Annotated in this window: 24 protein-coding genes; 21 read left to right on the top strand and 3 right to left on the bottom strand. The window is 72.9% G+C overall.

Annotated elements, in window-relative coordinates:
• The 7 genes from BCL65_RS05995 (at window position 1) to BCL65_RS05965 (ending at window position 6784) form a co-directional block, all read left to right on the top strand.
• Window positions 1-474 carry a DUF3180 domain-containing protein gene (locus tag BCL65_RS05995; RefSeq protein WP_106266134.1) on the top strand — a complete coding sequence of 158 codons (474 nt, stop codon included), beginning with the start codon at window positions 1-3 and terminating at the stop codon, window positions 472-474.
• A gap of 25 nt (window positions 475-499) precedes the next feature.
• Window positions 500-1009: a PH domain-containing protein gene (locus BCL65_RS05990; RefSeq protein WP_106266133.1), complete on the top strand. Its 510-nt coding sequence runs from the start codon at window positions 500-502 to the stop codon at window positions 1007-1009.
• The gene (locus BCL65_RS05985; protein ID WP_243400834.1) at window positions 1006-2688 is read left to right on the top strand and encodes a PH domain-containing protein; all 1683 of its coding nucleotides are present in this window, start codon (window positions 1006-1008) and stop codon (window positions 2686-2688) included. The genes BCL65_RS05990 and BCL65_RS05985 overlap by 4 nt, the downstream gene beginning before the upstream one ends.
• Window positions 2685-3662, top strand: coding sequence for a Rossmann-like and DUF2520 domain-containing protein (locus BCL65_RS05980; RefSeq protein ID WP_243400833.1), 978 nt, complete (start codon window positions 2685-2687; stop codon window positions 3660-3662). Before BCL65_RS05985 ends, BCL65_RS05980 begins: the two co-directional genes overlap by 4 nt.
• Window positions 3659-4621, top strand: a complete 963-nt coding sequence (gene panC / locus BCL65_RS05975; RefSeq protein WP_106266131.1) for a pantoate--beta-alanine ligase — start codon at window positions 3659-3661, stop codon at window positions 4619-4621. The genes BCL65_RS05980 and panC overlap by 4 nt, the downstream gene beginning before the upstream one ends.
• A 79-nt stretch (window positions 4622-4700) precedes the next feature.
• On the top strand, window positions 4701-5111 hold the full coding sequence (gene panD, locus BCL65_RS05970; protein WP_243400851.1) for an aspartate 1-decarboxylase: 411 nt from the start codon (window positions 4701-4703) through the stop codon (window positions 5109-5111).
• A complete protein-coding gene (locus BCL65_RS05965) occupies window positions 5108-6784 on the top strand; it encodes an L-aspartate oxidase (RefSeq protein ID WP_106266130.1) in 1677 nt (558 codons plus the stop codon). The genes panD and BCL65_RS05965 overlap by 4 nt, the downstream gene beginning before the upstream one ends.
• 143 nt (window positions 6785-6927) lie before the next feature.
• On the opposite strand, the gene nadC is transcribed toward BCL65_RS05965, so the two are convergent.
• The gene (nadC, locus tag BCL65_RS05960) at window positions 6928-7863 is read right to left on the bottom strand and encodes a carboxylating nicotinate-nucleotide diphosphorylase (RefSeq protein ID WP_106266128.1); all 936 of its coding nucleotides are present in this window, start codon (window positions 7861-7863) and stop codon (window positions 6928-6930) included.
• Window positions 7864-8003: 140 nt separating this feature from the next.
• Here nadC and lysS point away from each other — a divergent pair, with 140 nt between their 5' ends.
• The 7 genes from lysS to BCL65_RS05930 all read left to right on the top strand — a co-directional run bounded on the left by lysS (window position 8004) and on the right by BCL65_RS05930 (window position 13999).
• Entirely contained in the window at window positions 8004-9530 is a 1527-nt protein-coding gene (gene lysS / locus BCL65_RS05955; RefSeq protein WP_106266126.1) for a lysine--tRNA ligase, read from the top strand.
• Between the two features lie 11 nt (window positions 9531-9541).
• The gene (locus tag BCL65_RS17950) at window positions 9542-9712 is read left to right on the top strand and encodes a hypothetical protein (RefSeq protein ID WP_165799953.1); all 171 of its coding nucleotides are present in this window, start codon (window positions 9542-9544) and stop codon (window positions 9710-9712) included.
• Between the two features lie 112 nt (window positions 9713-9824).
• Complete coding sequence (locus BCL65_RS05950) at window positions 9825-10160, top strand: histone-like nucleoid-structuring protein Lsr2 (RefSeq protein ID WP_106266125.1); 336 nt, start codon at window positions 9825-9827, stop codon at window positions 10158-10160.
• Window positions 10161-10291: 131 nt separating this feature from the next.
• Window positions 10292-11359 carry a lactonase family protein gene (locus BCL65_RS05945; RefSeq protein WP_106266123.1) on the top strand — a complete coding sequence of 356 codons (1068 nt, stop codon included), beginning with the start codon at window positions 10292-10294 and terminating at the stop codon, window positions 11357-11359.
• Entirely contained in the window at window positions 11356-12660 is a 1305-nt protein-coding gene (gene mshA, locus BCL65_RS05940) for a D-inositol-3-phosphate glycosyltransferase (RefSeq protein WP_181340718.1), read from the top strand. The genes BCL65_RS05945 and mshA overlap by 4 nt, the downstream gene beginning before the upstream one ends.
• A gap of 63 nt (window positions 12661-12723) precedes the next feature.
• Window positions 12724-13164 (top strand): nitroreductase family deazaflavin-dependent oxidoreductase, encoded by a 441-nt coding sequence (locus BCL65_RS05935; protein WP_106266464.1) that lies wholly within the window; start codon window positions 12724-12726, stop codon window positions 13162-13164.
• Window positions 13165-13258: 94 nt separating this feature from the next.
• Entirely contained in the window at window positions 13259-13999 is a 741-nt protein-coding gene (locus tag BCL65_RS05930; protein WP_106266122.1) for a phosphoglyceromutase, read from the top strand.
• A gap of 193 nt (window positions 14000-14192) precedes the next feature.
• Here the strand turns inward: BCL65_RS05930 and phoU are convergent, their stop codons facing one another.
• The gene (gene phoU / locus BCL65_RS05925) at window positions 14193-14861 is read right to left on the bottom strand and encodes a phosphate signaling complex protein PhoU (RefSeq protein ID WP_106266120.1); all 669 of its coding nucleotides are present in this window, start codon (window positions 14859-14861) and stop codon (window positions 14193-14195) included.
• A 156-nt stretch (window positions 14862-15017) separates the two neighbouring features.
• Between phoU and BCL65_RS05920 the strand changes: the two genes are divergently transcribed.
• The 6 genes from BCL65_RS05920 to pstB all read left to right on the top strand — a co-directional run bounded on the left by BCL65_RS05920 (window position 15018) and on the right by pstB (window position 21198).
• Window positions 15018-16301, top strand: coding sequence for a sensor histidine kinase (locus BCL65_RS05920; RefSeq protein ID WP_106266118.1), 1284 nt, complete (start codon window positions 15018-15020; stop codon window positions 16299-16301).
• Window positions 16298-17014 carry a response regulator transcription factor gene (locus BCL65_RS05915; protein WP_106266116.1) on the top strand — a complete coding sequence of 239 codons (717 nt, stop codon included), beginning with the start codon at window positions 16298-16300 and terminating at the stop codon, window positions 17012-17014. The genes BCL65_RS05920 and BCL65_RS05915 overlap by 4 nt, the downstream gene beginning before the upstream one ends.
• A 141-nt stretch (window positions 17015-17155) precedes the next feature.
• Window positions 17156-18289: a phosphate ABC transporter substrate-binding protein PstS gene (gene pstS, locus BCL65_RS05910; RefSeq protein WP_207767678.1), complete on the top strand. Its 1134-nt coding sequence runs from the start codon at window positions 17156-17158 to the stop codon at window positions 18287-18289.
• A gap of 142 nt (window positions 18290-18431) precedes the next feature.
• Window positions 18432-19409 (top strand): phosphate ABC transporter permease subunit PstC, encoded by a 978-nt coding sequence (pstC, locus tag BCL65_RS05905; RefSeq protein WP_106266114.1) that lies wholly within the window; start codon window positions 18432-18434, stop codon window positions 19407-19409.
• Complete coding sequence (gene pstA / locus BCL65_RS05900) at window positions 19409-20371, top strand: phosphate ABC transporter permease PstA (protein WP_106266112.1); 963 nt, start codon at window positions 19409-19411, stop codon at window positions 20369-20371. The genes pstC and pstA overlap by 1 nt, the downstream gene beginning before the upstream one ends.
• Before the next feature lie 47 nt (window positions 20372-20418).
• Window positions 20419-21198, top strand: a complete 780-nt coding sequence (pstB, locus tag BCL65_RS05895) for a phosphate ABC transporter ATP-binding protein PstB (RefSeq protein WP_106266111.1) — start codon at window positions 20419-20421, stop codon at window positions 21196-21198.
• Between the two features lie 279 nt (window positions 21199-21477).
• Here pstB and BCL65_RS05890 read toward each other — a convergent pair whose 3' ends face one another.
• Window positions 21478-21945, bottom strand: coding sequence for a hypothetical protein (locus BCL65_RS05890; RefSeq protein WP_106266109.1), 468 nt, complete (start codon window positions 21943-21945; stop codon window positions 21478-21480).
• A 249-nt stretch (window positions 21946-22194) separates the two neighbouring features.
• On the opposite strand from BCL65_RS05890, the gene BCL65_RS05885 reads away from it, so the two are divergent.
• Window positions 22195-22677 carry a CarD family transcriptional regulator gene (locus BCL65_RS05885; protein ID WP_098464588.1) on the top strand — a complete coding sequence of 161 codons (483 nt, stop codon included), beginning with the start codon at window positions 22195-22197 and terminating at the stop codon, window positions 22675-22677.
• Window positions 22678-22689 lie beyond the last annotated feature (12 nt).

Genomic DNA, 22689 nt, shown 5'->3' with positions numbered 1-22689 from the left:
GTGCGCCGCACCCGCCTGCGCACCCTGGCGGCGGTCGCGGCCGTCGTCGCGGTCGTCGGTGCGCTGCTGCTGCGGCTGCTGGAGTCGCGGCGCGTCTACCTGCCGGGGGCCGCGTGGGTCGAGGTCCTCGCGATCCTGCTGCTGGCCGGGCTGATCTTCGGTGCCGGCTGGTCGGTGCGCGCCTACCTGCGGGGTGACCGGCCGGACCTGTCCGGTCTGCGGGCCGCGCGCACCTTCGCGATGGCCAAGGCGGCGGCCTACACCGGTGCGCTGCTCACCGGCCGGTACGTGGCGCACGTGCTCGTCGTGCTGCCGGAGCTCGAGGTCGAGGCCCGGCGGGACCAGGCCGTCGTGTCCGGCGTCGCGGCCCTCGCGGCGGTGGCGCTGAGCGTGGTGGGGCTCGTCGTGGAGAAGTTCTGCGAGGTCCCGCCGCCGGAGGACGACGACGGCAAGGCCGAGGCGATCACGTCCTGACCGCGCGGGATGGCAGGATGAACGTATGACCTCGATCGATCCTGCCGCGCAGCCCGCGGGCCCGTTCGACCCGCCCGGTGTCACCTGGGACCGCGTCTCGCCCCGGCTGATCACGGCCCGGCTCGTCGTCCTCGCCCTGACGTTCGGCCTCCCGCTCGTCGCCTGCGCCGTCGTGGCGGCGCTCGTGACGCCGTGGGTGTGGATCCCCGCCGGCGTCCTGGCGGCGCTGCTGCTGTGGACGGTGCTGCTCGTGCCCCGGCAGGTCCGGGCCATGGGGTACGCCGAGCGCGACGACGACCTCCTGATCCGCAAGGGCATCCTGTTCCGCCAGCTCGTCGTGGTGCCCTACGGACGCATGCAGTTCGTCGACGTCGAGGCGGGACCGCTGGACCGCAAGCTCGACATCGCCAAGGTCCAGCTGCACACGGCGGCCGCCAGCACCGACGCCGTCATCCCGGGCCTCGCCCCGGACGAGGCCGAGCGACTCCGTGACCGTCTCACCGCGCGCGGTGAGGCAAGGCTGGCGGGTCTGTGAGCGACAGCGGCCCGGTGCCCTCCTCGGCGTCGCGCCCGGCGCAGAGCCCGGAGCCTCCGGCGCAGCAGCAGTGGCGGCGGGTCCACCCGGTCACGCCGTTCGTCCGGGGCTGGGCGGTGATCGTCGCCCTGCTCTTCGTGGTGGCGCAGCAGAGCTTCGACGGCGTCCCGTACGGCGAGATCGTCGACGACCTGGCGAGGCTGTGGTGGGTCTTCGCCCTCGGTGTGCTGGTCGTGCTCTCGATCGTCTTCGGGTACGCCGCGCTCGCCTGGCGCATGACGAGCTACGCGGTCGACGACGACGCCGCGCACCTGCGCAAGGGCATCCTGTTCCGCCAGCAGCGGCACGCCCGGCTCGACCGGCTGCAGGCGGTGGACGTGCGCCAGCCCCTCCTGGCCCGGATCTTCGGGCTGGCGGAGCTGACGCTGGAGGTCGCGGGCGGCACGGACTCCGCGGTGGCGATCGGGTTCCTGCGTCTCGACGACGCGACCGAGCTGCGCGCGGACCTGCTCGCGAGAGCTGCCGGGGTGAAGGCCCGTCGCGCCGGCGCGGGGACCGCCGGGACGACGGCCCCTGCGGTGGCCACCGACGACGCCGGCACCGCCACCGCGCCGGCGGCGGACGCCGAGGCCGAGGCGCCGCGAGGGTCCGTCGTGGCCGCCGACGCCCCGGACCCCGCGATGCTCGGGGCCACCGTCCCGGCCGAGGCCCCCGAGAACCAGGTCTACGAGGTGCCGCCGGGCCGGCTGGTGGCCTCGCTGGTCCGTCTGCCCGTGGTCTGGATCATCCTGGCCGTCCTCATCGCGGTCGGGGTGGGCGTGGCCGCCACCCGCAACTTCGGGATCCTGTTCTCGCTGCTGCCGGCCCTGCTGGGCGTGGGGACGTTCCTGTTCAACCGGTTCGCCGGGGAGTTCGGCTTCCGGGCGGCGGTCTCGCCGGACGGCATCCGGCTGCGCCACGGGCTCCTCGAGACCCGTGCGCAGACCATCCCGCCGGGCCGGGTGCAGGCCATCGAGCTCACCCAGGGCATCTGGTGGCGCGGCAAGGACTGGTGGCGCATCAAGGTCAACGTCGCCGGGTACGGCGTCGAGGGCACGGACACGCAGAGCGTGCTGCTGCCGGTGGGCCCGCGCCAGGAGGCACTCACCGCCTTGTGGCTCGTGCTCCCGGACCTCGGCACGCAGGACCCGGCCGCGCTCGTCGACGAGGGGCTGACGGGCGACGCCCGCACGGACGTGAGCTTCACGACGAGCCCGCGCCGGGCCCGGATCCTCGACCCGCTGACGTGGCGCCGCAACGGCTTCGTGGTCACCGACCGTGCGCTGCTGCTGCGCGGCGGGCGCCTGACCCGGCGCCTCGCGGTGGTGCCGCACGAGCGCACCCAGTCGCTCGGTCTCGGGCAGGGCCCGTGGCAGCGACGCCGGGGCGTGGCCTCGTTCACCGTGCACTCGACGCCGGGCCCGATCAGCCCGGCCGTCCACCACCTGGACGCCCCGGACGCGGCGCGGCTCATCGCGGAGCAGGCGGTGCGCGCCCGTACCGCCCGTGCGCAGCAGACGCCGGAGCGCTGGATGGAGACGGTGGCCGCGGTGGCCGCCGCGCAGTCGGACGCACAGCCCGACACGGAGCCCGACACGCAGCCTGACGCGGGGCCGACGCGACCCGAGGGCGACGCGTGACTGCCGTGCCGCCGTCGGGCCCGCCGGACCCGGCGGCCACCACCCGACCGGGCCGTCTCGGCGTGGGCGTCGTCGGCGCGGGCCGCGTGGGCGCGGTGCTCGGCAGCGCGCTGCGCTCGGTGGGGCACGCGGTGGTCGGGGCGAGCGGCGTGTCCGACGACTCCCGCGAACGCATCGAGACGCTCCTGCCGGGCGTGGCGAACCTCGAGATCCCCGACGTCGTCGAACGGGCGGAGCTCGTCCTGATGGCGGTGCCCGACGACGCCCTGGCCGGCCTGGTCGCCGGGCTCGCGGAGGTCGGCGCCTGGCAGGGCGGGCAGATCGTGGTGCACACCTCGGGCCGCTACGGCACCGACGTGCTCGCCCCGGCCCAGCGTGCCGGCGCCATCCCGCTGGCGGTCCACCCGGCGATGACGTTCACCGGCACCTCGCTCGACCTCGCCCGCCTCACCGGCTGCACGTTCGCCGTGACGGGCCCGGGAGCGGTGCTGCCCATCGGCCAGGCGCTGGTCGTCGAGATCGGCGGGGAGCCCGTCGTCGTCGACGAGGCGGCACGCGGGCTCTACCACGCGGCGCTGGCGCACGGGTCGAACCACCTGGTGGTGCTGGTCGCGCAGGCCGCCCAGGCGCTGGAGGCCGCCGGGATCGAGCATCCCGGCCGGGTCCTGGCGCCGCTGCTGGGCGCGGCCCTCGACGGCGCGACCCGCTCCGCCGACGTGCGTGACGGCGTCGGCCCCGGCGCGATCTCCGCACTCACCGGCCCGGTGTCCCGCGGCGACGCGGGCACGGTGGCCACCCACCTCGAGGTCCTCGGGGACCTCGCGGCACGGACCGGGGCGACCGACGTCCCGGCCACCTACACGGAGCTCGCCCGGGGCGCCACGCGCCGCGCGCTGGCGAGCCACCGGATCGACGACGTCGCGGCCCGGGCGCTGCTCGACGCCCTCGACGAACCTCGCAAGGAGCACGAATGACCGCCCCCGCCCACGACGCGAGCGACGAGCCCCGGCGCCCGGTGGTCGTCGAGACCCGGTCCCGGCTGCAGGACGCCCTGGCCACGTGGGCGCTCACCGCGCCCGAGGTCACCGACCGGCGCGCCGTCGTCATGACGATGGGTGCGCTGCACGAGGGTCACCTCGACCTGGTGCGCCGGGCCCGGGCCGAGGCCGGGCCGGGCGGCCAGGTGCTGGTGACGATCTTCGTCAACCCGCTGCAGTTCGGTGCCGGCGAGGACCTGGACAGCTACCCGCGCGACCTCGAGCGGGACGTCGCGCTGCTCGCCGGCGCGGGGGCCGACGTCGTCTACGCGCCGACGCCCGACGTCGTCTACCCCGACGGCGACCCGATCGTGCGCGTCAGCGCGGGCCGGATCGGCGAGGTGCTCGAGGGTGCGTTCCGGCCCGGGCACCTCGACGGGGTCCTGACGGTGGTCCTCAAGCTCCTGCACGCCACGCGCCCGGACGTCGCGCTGTTCGGCCAGAAGGACGCCCAGCAGCTCCTGGCGGTGCGGCGCATGGTGCGCGACCTGGACCTCGACGTGGAGATCGTCGGCGTCGCGACCCGCCGGGACGAGGACGGCCTCGCGCTCTCCTCCCGCAACGCGTACCTGTCCGACGCCGAGCGCCGCTCCGCGCTGGCGCTGTCCCGCGCGCTGCGGGCCGGGGCGGAGCGTGCGGCCGAAGGCGCGGGTGCCGCGGCGGTCCGGGCGACGGCCTCGGGAATCCTCAACGAGGCCACCGACGTTGTGGTGGACTACCTCGCGCTCGTCGACCCGGATACCGTGGAGGAGGTTCCCGCCGAGCACACCGGACCCGCGCTCCTGCTCGTCGCGGCGCGCGTGGGGACCACCCGACTGATCGACAACCAGGCCGTGGACGTCGTCGCGCCTTCCGACGGCAGCGAAACCCCAGGCCAGGAGGCATCTCGTGACTGACCAGACTGCTTCGTCCGTTGGCTCGCACGCCCCCGTGCCGAGCGCGCCCCCGCGCCGCCCGGCCTCGCTGCAGCGCCCGATGATGATCGGCAAGATCCACCGCGCCACGGTCACCCAGGCGGACCTGCACTATGTGGGATCCATCACGGTCGACAACGACCTGCTCGAGGCGGCGGACCTGATCCCCGGCCAGCAGGTCGACGTCGTGGACGTCGACAACGGCGCCCGGCTCACCACCTACGTCATCCCCGGCGAGGCCGGGTCGGGGCAGATCAGCATCAACGGCGCCGCCGCGCACCTGGTCCACCCGGGCGACACCGTGATCATCATCGCCTACGGCATGCTCTCCGACGCCGACGCACGCAGCTTCCTGCCGCACGTCGTGTTCGTGGACGGCGAGAACCGGATCGTCCAGGTCGACGACGACCCGGGTCAGGTGCCGGACGGCTTCGGGCTGGTCAGCTCCGGCATCCCGCTCGCGGCCCGGTGAGGCCCGCCCGGCTCGCCCGTTCCCTCGCCGCCCCCGCACCGGGCTGGACGACGCGCGCCGACGCCGTCGTCGTCGGGTCCGGGATCGCCGGGCTCACCGCCGCGCTCGAGCTGCGCACCCGCGTGCCGCGCGTGCTGCTCGTGACCAAGGCGGAGCTGTCCTCCGGGTCGACCGTGTGGGCCCAGGGCGGGATCGCCGCGGTGCTGCACCCCGACGACACCCCGGCGGCGCACCAGCACGACACCCTCGTGGCGGGCGGCGGGCTGAGCGACCCCGCGGCCGTCGAGGTGCTCGTCACCGAGGGGCCGGACCGCGTGCGCGAGCTCGTGGCCCGTGGCGCGACGTTCGACCGCGGGGCCGACGGCGGCATCGCGCTCACCCGCGAGGGCGGTCACCGCGCCGACCGGATCGCCCACGCCGGCGGTGACGCCACGGGGGCGGAGATCTCCCGCGCGCTGGTCGCGCAGATCGAGGCCGTCCAGCACGACCCCGGCATCGAGGTGATCGAGAACGCCCTGGTGCTGGACGTCCTGACCGGGGCGCCGTCGTCGGGCGGGCCCGGGCCCGTGGCCGGCGTGACCCTGCACGTGCGCGGGGAGGGATCGCGCGACGGCGTCGGGGCGGTCCTCGCGCCGACGGTCGTCCTCGCGACCGGGGGAGTGGGCCAGGTGTTCCGCTCCTCGACGAACCCGCCCGGCGCGACGGCGGACGGCATCGCGGCGGCGCTGCGGGCCGGTGCCGAGCTCGGCGACCTGGAGTTCGTGCAGTTCCACCCCACGGTGCTGTGGCTCGGCGCCGGGGCGCGCGGCCAGCTGCCGCTCATCAGCGAGGCCGTCCGCGGCGAGGGTGCGCTGCTGCTCGACGTCGCGGGGCAGCGGTTCATGCCGGACGCGCACCCGATGGCGGAGCTCGCCCCGCGCGACGTCGTGGCGCACGCCATCGTGCGGCAGATGGCGGCGACCTCCGCCGACCACGTGCTGCTGGACGCCCGCGCGCTGGGTGCCGACTTCCTGCGCCGCCGGTTCCCGGGCATCACCGCCCGCCTGCTGGAGGCCGGGATCGACTGGACCGAGGAGCCGGTGCCCGTCGCCCCGGCCCAGCACTACCACTCCGGCGGCGTCGTCACCGACCTGCACGGCCGCACGTCGGTGCCGGGGCTGTACGCCGTCGGCGAGGTGGCGTGCACCGGCGTGCACGGTGCCAACCGGCTCGCGTCCAACTCGCTGCTCGAGGGCCTGGTGTTCGCGCACCGCGCCGCGGCCGACGTGGTGCGGCGGTTCGAGGCGGGCGAGCTGCGCGACGCGCCGGAGGTGGTCGACCGTCCGGGCGACGCGGCGCTCGTCGCGGCGGCGGCCCGCTCGCGGGTACAGCGGGCGGCGTCCGACGGCGCGGGCCCGGTCCGTTCTGCCGCGTCGCTGGAACGCGCGGACGCCGCCCTGGCCGGTGTGACGACGTCGGCCCACCGGGAGGCGGACGTGGTGGCGGCGCCGCAGACCGCGGAGTGGGAGACCACGAACGTCCACCAGGTCGCGCGGGCGCTGATGCGCGCGGCGTGGGTGCGGGCCGAGAGCCGTGGCGGGCACTTCCGCACGGACTTCCCGGACCGCGACCCGGCCTGGGAACGGCGGGTCACCGTCTCGCTCGACGCCGACGGCACCCTCCTCGCGAGGTAGTGCCCCGCGTGCCGAGGTAGTGCCCCGCGCGCCGAGGTAGTACGGCTCGCGCCGAGGTAGTGCCCGGCGCGCCGAGGTAGTGCCCGGCGCGCCGAGGTAGTGCCCGGCGCGCCGAGGTAGTGCGGCTCGCGCTGAGGTAGTGGCTAGGCCCGCAGGTCGAGGGCGAGGTCGAGGATCGGCGCGGAGTGCGTGAGCGCCCCGACCGACAGGTAGTCCACCCCGGTCGAGGCCACCTCCCGCGCCCGGTCGAGGGTGAGGTTGCCCGTAGCCTCCAGCTCGACGTGCTCCGCCACGCCGTCGCGCCCCTGGCGCTCGCGGACGGCGGCGACGGTCGCGGCGAGCACCGCGGTGGGCATGTTGTCCAGGAGCAGGAAGTCGGCGCCCGCGTCGAGCGCCTCCATGGCCTGGGCGGTCGTGTCGGCCTCCACCTGCACGAGCACGTCGGGGAACGTGGCGCGCACGGCCCGGATCGCGGCGCCCACCCCGCCGGCGGCGACCACGTGGTTGTCCTTGACCATCGCGACGTCGTACAGCCCCATGCGCTTGTTGGTCCCGCCGCCCGCGCGCACCGCGTACTTGTCCAGCGCCCGCAGCCCCGGCGTGGTCTTGCGGGTGTCGAGCACCTGGGCGCCGGTCCCGGCGAGCTCGCGGCTGAACGCGGCGGCCGCGCTGGCCACGCCGGAGGCACGAGAGGCCAGGTTGAGCAGGGTCCGCTCCGCGACGAGCAGCACCTGCGTGCTGCCGGTCAGGGTGGCCAGCACCTGCCCGGGCACGACGGCGGAGCCGTCCTGGGCGTGGAAGGTCACCTCGGGTTCGGGCAGGCCGAGCCGGCGGGCCGTCTGGCGGAGCGTCTCGGTCACCGTCACCAGCCCGGCGACGGTGCCTTCCTCGCGGGCGACCAGGTCGGCGGTCCCGGTGGCCGACGGCGGCACCGTGGCCTGGGTGGTGACGTCCCGGCCGGGCGCGGGGCCGAGGTCCTCGTCGAGCGCCGTCTCGACCGTGCGCGCGATCCATGCGGCGTCGAGGCCGGGCGTGACGGCGGCGGGGGCGTGGTCCGGGGTGCTGTCGGGCGTGGTCACACCCGAACGGTACCGCCGCCGTCGCCCCGCCCCCCACCCCGCTGTGGGTGCACGACACGCCGCTCGACTGATCCTGCCGACGGCGTGTCGTGCACCCACAACGTGGGGGGAGAGGTTCGGTCGGGCCGTAGAATCGAACGGTGACGACCCCCGCGAATCCCGGCTCACCTGTGCCCGACGACCTGCCCGACGACCTCCCCGAGCAGCTGCGAGTGCGCCTCGAGAAGCGCGACCGCATCATCGCCGAGGGCGGCGAGGCGTATCCCGTCAGCCTGCCGATCACCACCACGATCGCCGCGGTCCGCGACGGCTACGGCCACCTCGAGCCCGGTGTCGAGACGGACGACCTCGTCGGGGTCGCGGGTCGCGTCGTGTTCCTGCGCAACACGGGCAAGCTCTGCTTCGTCTCGCTGCAGGACGGCGAGGGGAACCGGCTCCAGGCGATGCTCAGCCAGAAGGTCGTCGGCGAGGAGTCGCTGGCGGCGTTCAAGGCCGACGTCGACCTCGGTGACCACCTGTTCGTCCACGGGCGTGTCGGGGCGTCCCGCCGGGGCGAGCTGAGCATCTTCGCGGACGAGTGGAAGATGGCGGCGAAGGCGCTGCGCCCGCTGCCGGTGCTGCACAAGGAGCTGTCGGAGGAGGCGCGCGTCCGCCAGCGGTACGTGGACCTCATCGCGCGCCCCGCGGCGCGTGACATGGTGCGGGTCCGCGCGGGCGTCGTGCGCTCGCTGCGCGAGAACTTCCACCGGCGCGACTTTCTCGAGGTCGAGACGCCGATGCTGCAGACGGTCGCCTCGGGCGCCACCGCGCGGCCGTTCGAGACGCACATGAACGCCTACGACATGGAGCTGTTCCTGCGGATCGCGCCGGAGCTGTTCCTCAAGAAGGCCGTGGTCGGCGGCGTCGAGCGCGTCTTCGAGATCAATCGCAACTTCCGCAACGAGGGCGCGGACTCCTCGCACTCGCCCGAGTTCGCGATGGTCGAGGCGTACGAGTCCTACGGTGACTACGACACCATGGCCGCGCTCACCAAGAATCTCGTGCAACAGGCTGCCGAGGACGTCCTCGGTACCACGCTGGTCACGCTGGCCGACGGCGAGGAGTACGACCTCGGTGGCGAGTGGGCGGACATCAAGATGTACGACTCCCTCTCGGCCGCCGTGGGTGAGGAGATCACGCCCGAGACGTCGGTGGAGCACCTCACGGCTCTCGCCGACAAGGTCGAGATCGCGGTCGACCCGAAGAAGGCCAATCACGGAAAGCTCGTCGAAGAGCTGTGGGAGCACCACGTCGGTGACCATCTCCACGCACCGACCTTCGTGCGGGACTTTCCTGTCGAGACGTCCCCGCTCACTCGCGACCACCGCAGCGTGCCGGGGCAGGTCGAGAAGTGGGACCTCTACGTGCGCGGGTTCGAGCTCGCCACGGCCTATTCTGAGCTCGTCGACCCGGTGATCCAGCGGCAGCGCTTCGAGGCGCAGGCGCGGCTGGCGGCGGCCGGCGACGACGAGGCCATGCGTCTCGACGACGACTTCCTGATGGCGATGGAGTTTGCGATGCCCCCGGCCGGAGGAATGGGGATGGGTATCGATCGGTTGCTCATGGCACTCACCGGTGCGGGAATCCGCGAGACCATTCTGTTCCCGCTCGTCAAGCCGACGCACTGAGAAGGCAGGCCATGGATACGTTCTGGGCGGTGCTCGCAGGACTCGTCCCCTCCGTGGGGGTCGGCTTGCTCTTCTGGTTGGTGATGCGAAAGATCGTGCGGGCCGACCGGAACGAGCGCGCGGCACTCGAGCTCCATGATGCCGAGGCGCGGGCTGCGGCGGAGAAGCAATTCCGGGAATGACTCGGCCGCGGCAATGAAGAAGTCGGGACTCGTCGTGTTGAGTTGACTTTTCATTCCCTGCTCGTGCATGCTCGAATCGCTCAATCAATTCGAGGCACCGGAGGGTGACAGCGTGGTTCAGAAGACACAGGTCGTGCTGATCGACGACATCGACGGCAGCGAGGGTGACGAGACGGTCACCTTTGCGCTGGACGGCGTGTCGTACGAGATCGACCTCTCTGCAGCGCACGCTGCCGAGCTCCGCGAGTCCCTGTCCCAGTGGATCGGGCACGGACGCAAGACGGCGGCGAAGACCGCCCCCCGCGCCGCGACATCCTCGCGCCGCGGTCGCACCGACCGCGAGCAGCTGCAGAAGATCCGCGAGTGGGCTCGCGACAACGGCCACACGGTCAACGACCGTGGCCGCATCCCGGGTCGCGTCCTGGAGGCCTACGAGGCCGCGCACTGACCCGCACCACAACCAGCCTGCGCCCCGGTCGGATCAGCCCCGCCGGGGCGCGGTGCTGTCCGGGCCCCGCCGCCGTCGGCCGGCGTCGTCCCCGGCCCGCCGGCGCTGCCGCCGGAGCCTACGCTTGACCCATGATCTCCTCGAGCTCCCGGAACCTGTGGATCGGCACCTATCCCGCCGGCAGCACGCCGGGCACCGGCGAGGGCGTGTGGCGGATCGACGTCGACCCGGGCACCGGAGCCTTCGGCACCCCGACGCTCGCCGCCGAGGTCGCAGCGCCCTCGTTCCTCGCGCTGCACCCGCAGGTGCCGGCGCTCTACGCCGTCTCGGAGACGGCGCCCGGCCGCCTGACGGCCCTGCAGGTGTCCGGCGACGACGGCCTCGCACCGCTCGGGGGCCTGGCCTCCGGCGGCGACGACCCGTGCCACGTCGTGGCGACGCCCCGCACCGTGTGGGTCGCCAACTACGGCGACGGCGCCGCAGCAGCGGTCGCGGTGGCCGACGACGGCGCCCCGGCGGCGGACCACCGTGCGGTCCACGTCGGCGAGGGCACCGGCCCGGTCGCGGACCGGCAGGCGGGGCCGCACGCCCACCAGGTCACGGCCGTGGGCGACCACGTGCTGGTCACCGATCTCGGCGCCGACCTGATCCGGCGCTACCCGGTCGATGCCGACCCGGGCCGCACCCCGGCGGAGGACGACGTGGCCGCCCGACTCCCCGCTGGCACCGGTCCTCGCCACCTCGTCGTCCTGCCGAGCGGTGCGCTGGTGGTGGTCGGTGAGCTCGACGCGCGCCTCCACGTGCTGGTCCCGTCGGGTGACGGCTGGGAGCACGCGGGTGCCGTGCCGGTCCGGCCGGGCGCCGTCGCCGGCGAGGAGTTCGGCGGGCACCTGACGCTGAGCGCGGACGGGACGCGGCTGCACCTGGGGGTGCGGGGGCCCGACGTCCTCGCGGTCCACGCGGTGGCCGACGGCGCCGCACCGGAGCTCACGCACCTCGCGGACACCCCGCTCGGGGACGGCGGCTGGCCCCGGCACCACGAGGTCCTGGCCGAGGACGGCACCGAGCTGGTGGTCGTGGCGCTGCAGGGGTCCAGCGAGCTGGCCGCGGTGCGGCTGGACGCCGGTTCCGGTGCGGGCGAGGTCGTCTCCCGCGTGCCGTGGGCGACGCCGCCGGCATGCGTCGTGGTGGCACGATGACCACCCCGGCCCGGCCCGGTCCGCGCGTCGCGATGCTCTCGGTCCACACCTCGCCGCTGGACCAGCCGGGTGCGGGGGACGCGGGCGGGATGAACGTCTACGTCCTGGAGCTGTCGCGGGCGCTGGCCCGACGCGGGGCCGAGGTGGAGATCTACACCCGTGCGACGACGTCGGCCCAGCCGAAGGTGGTCGAGGTGGAGCCGGGCATCCGGGTGGTGCACGTCGCGGCGGGGCCGTACGAGGGGCTCGACAAGAACGACCTGCCCGGGCAGCTCTGCGCGTTCACGGCCGGGGTGCTGCGGGCCGAGGCGCACCGCCCGGCCGACTGGTACGACGTCGTGCACTCGCACTACTGGCTCTCGGGGCAGGTCGGGTGGCTGGCCGCCGAGCGGTGGGACGTCCCGCTGGTGCACACCATGCACACGATGGCGCACGTGAAGAACGCGGCGCTCGCGCCGGGCGACGTCCCGGAGCCGCAGGGGCGGGTCATCGGTGAGGAGCAGGTGGTCGAGGCCTCGGACGCGCTCGTCGCGTCGACGCGGGAGGAGGCCGACGACCTGGTCCGCTACTGCGGCGCGGACCCGGACCGGGTGCACGTGGTGGCCCCGGGCGTCGACCTGGAGGAGTTCGCGCCGTCGGCGCCCGCCGCGGGGACGACGGCGCAGGCCCGGCGCGCGCTGCGCGAGCGGCTCGGCCTGCCCACGGACCGGCCGGTGGTGCTCTTCGCCGGGCGGGTACAGCTGCTCAAGGGCCCGGACGTCCTGGTGCGCGCGCTCGGGGTCATGGCGGACCATGCGGACCCGGCGGGCGCACGAGACGACGGCGCGCTGCCGTGCCTCGTGGTGCTGGGCGGTGCGAGCGGGCGCCCGACGGCGGTGCGCGAGCTCGAGGCCCTGGCCCACCAGGTAGGGGTCACCGAGCACGTGGACGTGCGCCCGCCGGTGCCGCGCGACGAGCTCGCCGACTGGTACCGGGCGGCCGACGTCGTCGCGGTGCCGTCGCACAACGAGTCCTTCGGCCTGGTGGCGGCGGAGGCACAGGCCTGCGGGACGCCCGTCGTGGCCGCGGCGGTGGGCGGGCTGCAGACCGTGGTGGTCGACGACGTCTCGGGGGTGCTGGTGGGCGACCACAGCCCGTGGACGTGGGCGCGGGAGCTGACCGCGCTGCTCGCGGACGAGCCACGGCTCACCCGGCTCGCGGCCGGTGCGCGCCGGGCGAGCGAGCGGTTCTCCTGGGACCGTGCCGCCGCGGCGATGCTCGACGTGTACGAGCAGGCCGGCAAGGTCCGCCGCGCGAGGTAGTGCCGCCCGCGCCGAGGTAGGGCGCCGGGAATGCCCGACCCGCACGACGGCGTTGCCGCGGACATGCCTATCACCGGAGAGTACGTTCCCAGCCCGTCCACCTGGGCCGCCGACCAGGTCGACAAGTACGAGTCCTCGGGCGGCACCGAGGCCACCACGCTGCGGGGCAAGCCGGTCGTCATCCTGACGACGATCGGCGCCAAGAGCGGCAAGGTGCGCAAGACCCCGCTGATGCGCGTGGAGCACGACGGCGCCTACGCCGTCGTCGCCTCGCTCGGCGGTGCGCCGAAGCACCCCGTCTGGTACTTCAACATCGTGGCGAACCCGCAGGTCGAGCTGCAGGACGGCACCGAGAAGCACGACTACGTCGCCCGTGAGGTCACCGGCGAGGAGAAGTCGGCGTGGTGGGAGCGCGCGGTCGAGGCCTGGCCCGACTACGCCGAGTACCAGCAGAAGACGGACCGCGAGATCCCCGTCTTCGTCCTGGAGCGCGCGGACGCCTGACGGCGGGTGGCCCGACGGCGGGACGACGGACGGTCGGCGTCCGCGATCCGGCCGGATGGTGCGTCCGGCCCGGGGGGCAGGGCAGGATGGAGGCATGACCTACACCCTCGTGCTGCTCCGCCACGGCGAGAGCGAGTGGAACGCCAAGAACCTCTTCACCGGCTGGGTCGACGTCCCGCTGTCGGACAAGGGCATCGGGGAGGCGAAGCGCGGCGGCACCCTCCTGAAGGAGGCGGGCGTCACGCCCGACGTGCTGCACACCTCCCTGCTGCGCCGCGCCATCATGACGGCGAACTACGCCCTCGACGCCGCGGACCGCCACTGGATCCCGGTCAAGCGCAGCTGGCGCCTCAACGAGCGCCACTACGGCGACCTCCAGGGCAAGGACAAGAAGCAGGTCCGCGACCAGTACGGCGAGGAGCAGTTCATGCTCTGGCGTCGCTCGTACGACGTGCCGCCGCCCGAGATCGAGCTCGGCTCGGAGTTCTCGCAGGACTCCGACGTCCGCTACGCGGGCGAGCCGATCCCGCGCAGCGAGGCGCTCAAGCAGGTGCTGGAGCGGGCCCTGCCCTACTGGGACGGCGAGATCGTCCCCGACCTGCAGGCCGGCAAGACGGTCCTGGTGGCCGCGCACGGCAACTCGCTGCGCGCGATCATCAAGCACCTCGACGGCGTCGACGACGAGACCATCGCCGGGCTCAACGTCCCGACGGGCATCCCGCTGCTCTACGAGCTCGACGAGGAGACGCTCGAGCCGACCAACCCGGGCGGCACCTACCTCGACCCGGAGGCCGCGAAGGACGCCATCGCGGCCGTGGCCAACCAGGGCAAGTAGGCCGGCACACCGGCACCACCCGGACGACCCGGACGACGGCGACGCACCCCACGGCGGGCGCGTCGCCGTCGTCGTCGGTCCTGTCCCCGATGTCGACGTCCTCACGGACCCGCAGCGCCGCGTGCGCGCCTCGAACGCACTGCGGCCCGCAGGTTCGGCGTGAACCTGCGGGCCGGCAGCGGTGCTGCGCTGCTCAGGCCTCGGTGACGGCGGGGCGCTCCGCGTCGAAGTCGCCCGTCACGAGGAACGTGATGCGCCGTGCCACGGAGACGCCGTGGTCGCCGAACCGCTCGTAGTAGCGACCCAGCAGCGTGACGTCCACGGTCTCCTGCGCGGTGCCCGTCCAGCCCGGGGAGAGGGTGGCGGCGAACGTGTCCTGGTGCAGCTGGTCGAGGGCGTCGTCACCCTGCTCGATCTCCACGGCCAGCGCGATGTCGCGGGTCGCCAGGAGCTCGGTGGTGCGGCGGGCCACGAGCGTCGCGGCCTCGTTCATGCCCACGAACGTCTCTCGCGCCAGGTCCGGAACGGCCGGCGCCGGGTACCGCCCGCGGGCCACCTCGGCGACGTGCTGGGCGAGGTCGCCCATCCGCTCCAGCGTGGCGCTGATGCGCAGGGCGCTGATGACGATCCGCAGGTCCGTCGCCACGGGGGCCTGCTGGGCGAGCAGGTGGACGCAGCGTTCGTCCAGGTCCTTCTCGAGCCGGTCGATCTCGTGATCGGCGGCGATGACGTCCTGTGCGAGCTGGTGCTCGCCGTCGAGCAGCGCGGCGCCGGCCCGCGTGATCGCGGACTCGACCAGCCGGCTCATCTCGACCAGTCCCTCACCGATCTGCTGCAGCTCGGCGTCGAAGATCTCTCGCATGGGTGTCCTCTCGATTCTGGTGCTGAGCAACTCTCGCAGCCGGCCCAGACTCCCAGGTGAACGTCACGAGGTCCACAGGTGAACAGTGGACGACACGTCAGGAAGCAGACGGCGCACCGGCACGGCGAGGGCGTCGCCGCGACCTAGGCTGAGGGCGTGGAGGGAATCATCCAGGGTGCGACCGCCGTCGTCGCCGGCGTGCTCGGCGTCGTCGTCGGGCTGGTCGCTGCCCTCGCCTTCCGCTTCTCGGACCGCAACCAGCGCCGTGACGCGGACGCCGGGACGTCGGAGCTCGACGGCGGTCTGGTGCGCGTGCTGTCGGTGCTGCGCTCCGCAGCGGTCGTGATCGGGGACGACGACGAGGTCATCCGCGCGTCCCCGCCCGCCTACGCCCTGGGCATCGTGCGCAACGACGCGCTGGTGCACCCGGCGATCGTGGACATGGTGCACGGTGTGCGTCGTGACGGCGTCATCCGCGAGGAGGAGCTGGAGCTGCCGCGCGGCCCGATCGGCTCCGGCACCGTGCTGCTGCAGGTGCGCGTCGCCGCGCTGGGGCTCGACAACCTCCTCGTGCTGGCCGAGGACCGCACCGAGGCGCGGCGGGTCGAGGCCATCCGCCGCGACTTCGTCGTCAACGTCTCGCACGAGCTGAAGACGCCGGTCGGCGCGCTCGCCCTCCTCGCGGAGACGGTGCAGGACGCCGCGGACGACCCGGTGGCCGTGCGCCGGTTCACCGAACGGATGCAGTCCGAGGCGCACCGGTTGTCCGCCCTGGTGCACGAGATCATCGAGCTCTCCCGCCTCCAGGTGGCGGGCGCGCTGCAGAAGGTCCGTCCGGTCCCGGTCCGCGACGTCGTCGACGAGGCCGTCGACCGTGCCCGGACGACGGCGCAGGGCAAGAACATCACCATCACGGTGGGCGGCTCGGCGGACTGCGTCGTCTTCGGTGACCACAACCTGCTCGTCACGGCGGTGCGCAACCTGCTGGACAACGCCGTGTCCTACTCGGGGGAGAACACCCGGGTGGGCGTCGGCGTGCACGAGCGCGGCGGGCTGGTCGAGATCGACGTCGTCGACCAGGGCATCGGCATCTCCGCGGAGGTGCAGGAGCGGGTGTTCGAGCGCTTCTACCGGGTGGACCCCGCGCGATCGCGGGACACCGGCGGCACCGGCCTCGGACTGAGCATCGTCAAGCACGTCGCCGCCGACCACGGCGGGGACGTGCGGGTGTGGTCCGAGCCGGGCAAGGGCTCGACGTTCACCCTGCGGATACCTGCCGCGGACCTGCCGGCCGGCGAGCTGACGACCGGGTCGTCGGGCAGCCCCGACGACGAGACCGACGGCGTGACCCACGACTCGCACGCGTCCCCGAGGGCGGGACGCGGCGGTGACCATGAGCACGGGCCGGAAGGCCCGACGAACGAGGAGGTAGGCGCGTGACGCGCATCCTGGTGGTCGAGGACGAGGAGTCCTACCGCGACCCGCTGACGTACCAGCTGACCCGCGAGGGTTACGAGGTCGTGGCGACGTCGAACGGCAACGACGCGCTGGACAGGTACGACGACGGCGGTGCGGACCTCGTGCTGCTCGACCTCATGCTCCCGGGCCTCAGCGGCACGGAGGTGTGCCGGGAGCTGCGGCAGCGGGGGGACGTGCCCATCATCATGCTCACCGCCAAGGACTCGGAGATCGACAAGGTGGTGGGGCTGGAGCTCGGGGCCGACGACTACGTCACCAAGCCGTACTCCTTCCGCGAGCTGCTGGCGCGCATGCGCGCGGTGATGCGCCGGCGCGGTGCGGCCGGCGCCGACAGCGGCGCCAACGGGCACGACGACGACGGCGAGTCCGTCCTCGAGGTCGGTCCGGTGCGCATGGACGTGGAGCGGCACACGGTGGCCGTGGGCGGCGAGACGGTCTCGCTGCCCCTCAAGGAGTTCGACCTGCTCGAGCTGCTGCTGCGCAACGCCGGACGCGTGCTCACCCGCGGGCAGCTGATCGACCGCGTGTGGGGCGCGGACTACGTCGGTGACACCAAGACGCTGGACGTCCACGTGAAGCGCATCCGCTCCAAGATCGAGGCCGATCCCGGGTCGCCGGCCCTCCTCCTGACGGTGCGCGGACTGGGGTACAAGCTGGCCGACGACGAGTCCTGAGAGGCCGGCGCGCCAACAGGCCGTCGGTTGTTCATGCGTCGTTCACCTGCTCCTGGCTGCCGGGCCACCTGGCCTCCCTAGCGTTCCAGTCGAACGCCGGCGGCCGCCGGTGCCACCACATGCGTGAAGGATGGACGACTCGTGAACCTCAGCCGATTCACTCGTGCAGGATCTGCCGTCGCCGTCGGCGTGCTCGCTCTGAGCCTCGCCGCGTGCGGCTCGGACCCGGAGCCCGCGGACACCGCGGCGGGTGACGACACCGCGGACTCGACGGAGACCGGCTCCGCCGAGGACATGGAGTCGCTCTCCGGGCAGCTCTCCGGCGGCGGCGCCTCCTCGCAGGAGGCGGCGATGAACGCCTGGCGCGCCGGGTTCCAGCAGATGAACCCGGACGCGACCGTGAACTACGACCCCGTCGGCTCGGGTGGCGGTCGGACCGGCTTCGGCGACGGCTCGTACGCCTTCGCGGGCTCCGACGCCGCCCTGGACGAGGAGGAGCTCGCCGCGGCCGAGGCCCAGTGCGGCCCGGGTGGCGTCATCGAGTTCCCCGGCTACGTCAGCCCGGTCGCGGTGGCCTTCAACCTCGAGGGCGTCGACTCGCTGAACCTCCAGCCGGAGACCATCGCCAGCATCTTCCTCGGCGAGATCACCCAGTGGAACGACGAGGCGATCGCGGCGGACAACCCCGACGCCGAGCTCCCCGACACCGCGATCACCGTGGTGCACCGTTCCGACGAGTCGGGCACCACGGAGAACTTCGAGGAGTACCTCTACTCGGTGGCCCCCGACATCTGGACGGAGGAGCCGTCCGGCGTGTGGCCGGTCGAGGGCCAGGAGTCCGCGCAGGGCACCTCCGGCGTCGTCGGGGCCGCGCAGGCCGGTGAGGGCACCATCACGTACGCCGACGCCTCCCAGATCGCCGACCTGGGCACCGTCGCCGTCGGCGTCGGTGACGAGTTCGTCCCGTACTCGGCCGAGGCCGCCGCCGAGGTCGTGGCCCAGTCCCCGCGCACCGAGGGCACCAGCGAGTACGTCTACACGATCGACCTGGAGCGCGACATCGCGGGCACCTACCCGATCGTCCTGGTCTCCTACTCCCTCGCCTGCACGACCTACGCCGACGAGGAGACCGCCGGTCTCGTCAAGGGCTTCCTGACCTACCTCGCCAGCGAGGAGGGTCAGCAGGCTGCGGCCGACGCCGCCGGTTCCGCCCCGCTCTCCGACACGATCCGCCAGGCCGTCATGCCGGGCATCGAGTCGATCTCCGCGGGCTGACCGACTCACCCGCAGGTCGACGTCGGCCCGGTGGCCGGGTGCAGCGCCCCGAGGGGGTGCACCCGGCCACCGGGCCCGGCGTCGGCCTCTTGAAGCAGAGGCGGCCGCAGTGCCCAAGCACGAACGAGGAATCGAAGTGAGCATGACCGACAGTCCGCCCCGGGCCAGAGCCCGAGCGACCCGCCGTCGCGGGTCCGACCGCGGTTTCAACCGCGTCTTCCGCTGGATCGCCGTGGGCTCGGGCGTCCTGATCCTGGCGGTCCTGGCCGCCGTCGCGCTGTTCCTCCTGTGGCAGGCGTGGCCGGCGCTCACCGCAGGGAGCGACGAGCTCGCCACCGCCGTGCCGCGCTACCCGGAGGACACGTCGTTCGTCGCGTACGTCGGCCCGCTGGTCTTCGGCACGCTGCTCGCCGCGATCCTGGCGCTGGCGATCGCCACGCCGCTCGCGATCGGCATCGCGCTGTTCATCTCGCACTACGCGCCCCGCCGGCTGTCCCAGGTGCTCGGCTACCTGGTGGACCTGCTCGCCGCGGTGCCGTCGGTGATCTACGGCCTGTGGGGCTTCTTCGTCCTCGCCCCGTTCGTCGTGCCGATCTGGTCGTGGCTCAACGAGTACCTCGGCTGGTTCCCGCTGTTCGCCGGCGAGGCCTCGCCGACGGGCCGCGTGCTCGCGACCGTCGCCATCGTGCTCGCGGTGATGATCCTGCCGATCATCACCGCCGTCTCGCGCGAGGTCTTCCTCCAGACGCCGAAGCTGCACGAGGAGGCCGCGCTCGCCCTCGGCGCCACGCGCTGGGAGCTGGTACGGACCGCCGTGCTGCCGTTCGGTCGCTCGGGCATCATCTCCGCGGCGATGCTGGGGCTGGGTCGCGCGCTCGGCGAGACCATGGCGGTCCTGATGATCCTCTCGCCCGGGTTCCTCTACTCGTTCCACATCCTCGACAGCGCCCAGCACCAGACCATCGCCGCCTACATCGCCCTCGACTTCCCGGAAGCCAGCGGGCTGGCGGTCAACACGCTGATCGCCACCGGCCTCGTGCTGTTCGTCATCACGCTGGCCGTCAACATGGGAGCGCGCGCGATCGTGGCGCGGCGCAAGGAATTCTCGGGGGCCAACTGATGAGCGCGACCACCGCACACCCGCCGACGGCCGAGAGCACCGAACGCGTGCGCAGCATGCTGACGGCGGCCCACCCGGGCCGCAAGCGCGTCGACCGCACGATGACGGTGCTGGTCTGGGGAGCCTTCGCGCTCGCCATGGTGCCGCTGATCTCCCTGCTGTGGACCGTCACGTCCAACGGCATCGGGCGGATCAGCATGGACTTCCTGACGCTGTCGATGCGCAACATCTTCGGCGGCGACCCGACCGGTGGCATCTACCACGCCATCATGGGCACGCTCATCATCACCGGCCTGGCCACGCTGATCTCGGTGCCGATCGGCGTGCTGACCGCGATCTACCTCGTCGAGTACGGCCGCGGCGCACTGGCCCGGTCCGTGACGTTCTTCGTCGACGTCATGACGGGCATCCCCTCGATCGTGGCCGGTCTGTTCGCCGTGGCGCTGTTCACGCTCATCCTCGGGCCGGCCGCACGGTTCGGCCTGATCGGCGCGGTCGCGCTGTCGGTGCTGATGATCCCCGTGGTCGTGCGCTCCTGCGAGGAGATGCTCAAGCTGGTGCCGAACGAGCTGCGCGAGGCGGCCTACGCGCTCGGCGTCCCGAAGTGGCTGACGATCGTCAAGGTCGTGCTGCGCACCTCCGTGGCGGGCCTCACGACGGGCGTGCTGCTGGCGATCGCCCGCGTCATCGGCGAGACCGCCCCGCTGCTGGTCGCCGTGGGTGTCACGGACTCGATCAACACGAACCCGTTCGAGGGGCGCATGATGACACTGCCGGTGTTCGCCTACCGGCAGTACAGCCAGGGCCTGGCCACGTGCCCGGGCGGCGAGTCGGCGACGTGCATCCCGGACATCGCGCTCCAGAACGCGTGGGGTGCGGCGCTCGTGCTCATCGTGCTGGTGCTCTTGCTCAACATCATCGGTCGGCTGGTGAACCGCTGGTTCTCCCCGAAGCTGCGCTGACGCGCAGAACCGCTTCTGCACACGCAGCTCATACGAAGGAGACAACGATGGCTCAGCGCATCGATGTGAAGGATCTCAACATCTACTACGGCGACTTCCTCGCCGTGCAGGACATCACGATGACGATCGAGCCGAAGTCGGTGACCGCCCTCATCGGGCCGTCCGGCTGCGGCAAGTCGACGTTCCTGCGCACCCTGAACCGCATGCACGAGGTCATTCCCAACGCCCGTGTCGAGGGCACCGTCGAGATGGAGGGCGTCGACCTCTACGGCTCGGACGTCGACCCGGTCGCCGTGCGCCGCAACGTGGGCATGGTGTTCCAGCGGCCGAACCCGTTCCCGACGATGTCGATCCGTGACAACGTGCTGGCGGGCGTCAAGCTCAACAACAAGCGGATCTCCAAGGCCGACGCGGACGACATGGTCGAGTCCTCGCTGCACGGCGCCAACCTCTGGAACGAGGTGAAGGACCGCCTGGAGAAGCCGGGGTCGGGCCTGTCGGGCGGTCAGCAGCAGCGGCTCTGCATCGCCCGCGCCATCGCGGTGAAGCCGCAGGTCCTGCTCATGGACGAGCCGTGCTCGGCCCTCGACCCGATCTCGACGATCGCGATCGAGGACCTGATCGGTGAGCTCAAGAGCGAGTACACGATCGTGATCGTCACGCACAACATGCAGCAGGCAGCGCGCGTGAGCGACCGCACGGCGTTCTTCAACATCGCGGGCACCGGCAAGCCGGGCAAGCTGATCGAGATGGACGAGACCTCGACGATCTTCTCGTCGCCGTCGGAGAAGTCCACCGAGGACTACGTCTCGGGCCGCTTCGGCTGATCCCCCCGCGCGACGTTGCCGAGGTAGTGCCGCGCCCGCCGAGGTAGTGGCTCACCCGCCGAGGTAGAAACGCAGACGCCGAGGTAGTGGTGCAGACGCCGAGGTAGTAGCGCGCACCGCGACGAAAGGCCCCTCCCGCTCGAGCGGGAGGGGCCTTTCGCTGCTACCTCGGCCGGGCCAGCGCTACCTCGGCGGATGAGCCACTACCTCGGCCGGGCCAGCGCTACCTCGGCGGATGAGCCACTACCTCGGCCGGGCCAGCGCTACCTCGGCGGTGGGTCAGGGCAGGTAGTCGGCGTACTCCGGCAGCGTGCCGTCGAGCACGGGCAGGAAGAACTCCTCGGTCTCGCCGGCCGCGGAGAGCGTCGCCTCGAGGTTGGCGCCGGGGATGGCGGCGACGTTGTCGATGAGCGTCTCCGTGCCGTCGGCGCCCAGGTAGGCCGTCTCGCCGGCGGCCACGGGCACCGACACCGGGGCCGCCCCCGGCGTCTCGAGCTCGAAGACGACGTCCTCGTCCGAGTTGTTCGCCAGCGCGCCGAGCAGGTTCCCCGGCGCGTTCTCCTCGGCCGCGATGACCACCAGGTTGAGCCCGCGCACCTGGGCGTCGGCGAAGTCCACGCGCGTGCCGTCCGAGGGGGCGTAGGGCAGCTGTGTGGTGACCGGCGCGCACGCGCCCAGCAGCAGCGCTCCGACGGCGGCGCCCGCGACGGCGAGGGTGGTTCGGGCAGGACGGGCGGAGCGGGCCACGTGCTCTCCTTCGGCTGGAGCGTGCGTGCCGACGGCAGGTCTTGTGCACGCGTTGTGTCACTGGATGGGAGGACGCAGTGCGCCCGGCGCCATCCTAGTGGGGTCCGGCGACCTACATCCACCGAGGCACCGCGCAGGCCTCTGACCTGCGGCGATGCCCTGTCGAGGCCTGCTGGGAAGCCGTGCGGGCACGGGGAGGAAGCCCTTGCCCGTGATAGACTCGGCCACTGGGAAAGGGGACATCTACAGATGACGTTCACAGTAGGCGAGACGGTTGTCTACCCGCATCACGGGGCCGCGCTGATCGAAGAGGTCAAGACGCGCAAGATCCGTGGTGAAGAGAAGATGTACCTCAAGCTCAAGGTCGCCCAGGGCGACCTGACGATCGAGGTCCCGGCCGAGAACGTCGACCTCGTCGGCGTGCGAGACGTGGTCGACCAGGAAGGCCTCGACAGGGTCTTCGACGTGTTGCGCGCCCCGTACACCGAGGAGCCGACCAACTGGTCGCGGCGTTACAAGGCGAACCTCGAGAAGCTCGCGTCCGGCGACGTGATCAAGGTCGGCGAGGTCGTGCGCGACCTCTCCCGCCGTGACGCGGACCGTGGCCTGAGCGCGGGCGAGAAGCGCATGCTGGCCAAGGCCCGTCAGATCCTCGAGTCCGAGGTCGCCCTCGCCGAGGGTGTCGACGAGGAGAAGGCCGGCGCCATCATCGACGAGGTGCTCGCCTCCTGACGACGCTCGCGA

The organism is Isoptericola halotolerans, from assembly GCF_003003075.1.
In the GTDB taxonomy this organism is placed as follows: domain Bacteria; phylum Actinomycetota; class Actinomycetes; order Actinomycetales; family Cellulomonadaceae; genus Isoptericola; species Isoptericola halotolerans_A.
Note: the sequence above shows the minus strand (reverse complement) of the source record. Positions and strands in the feature narration are given on the sequence as shown.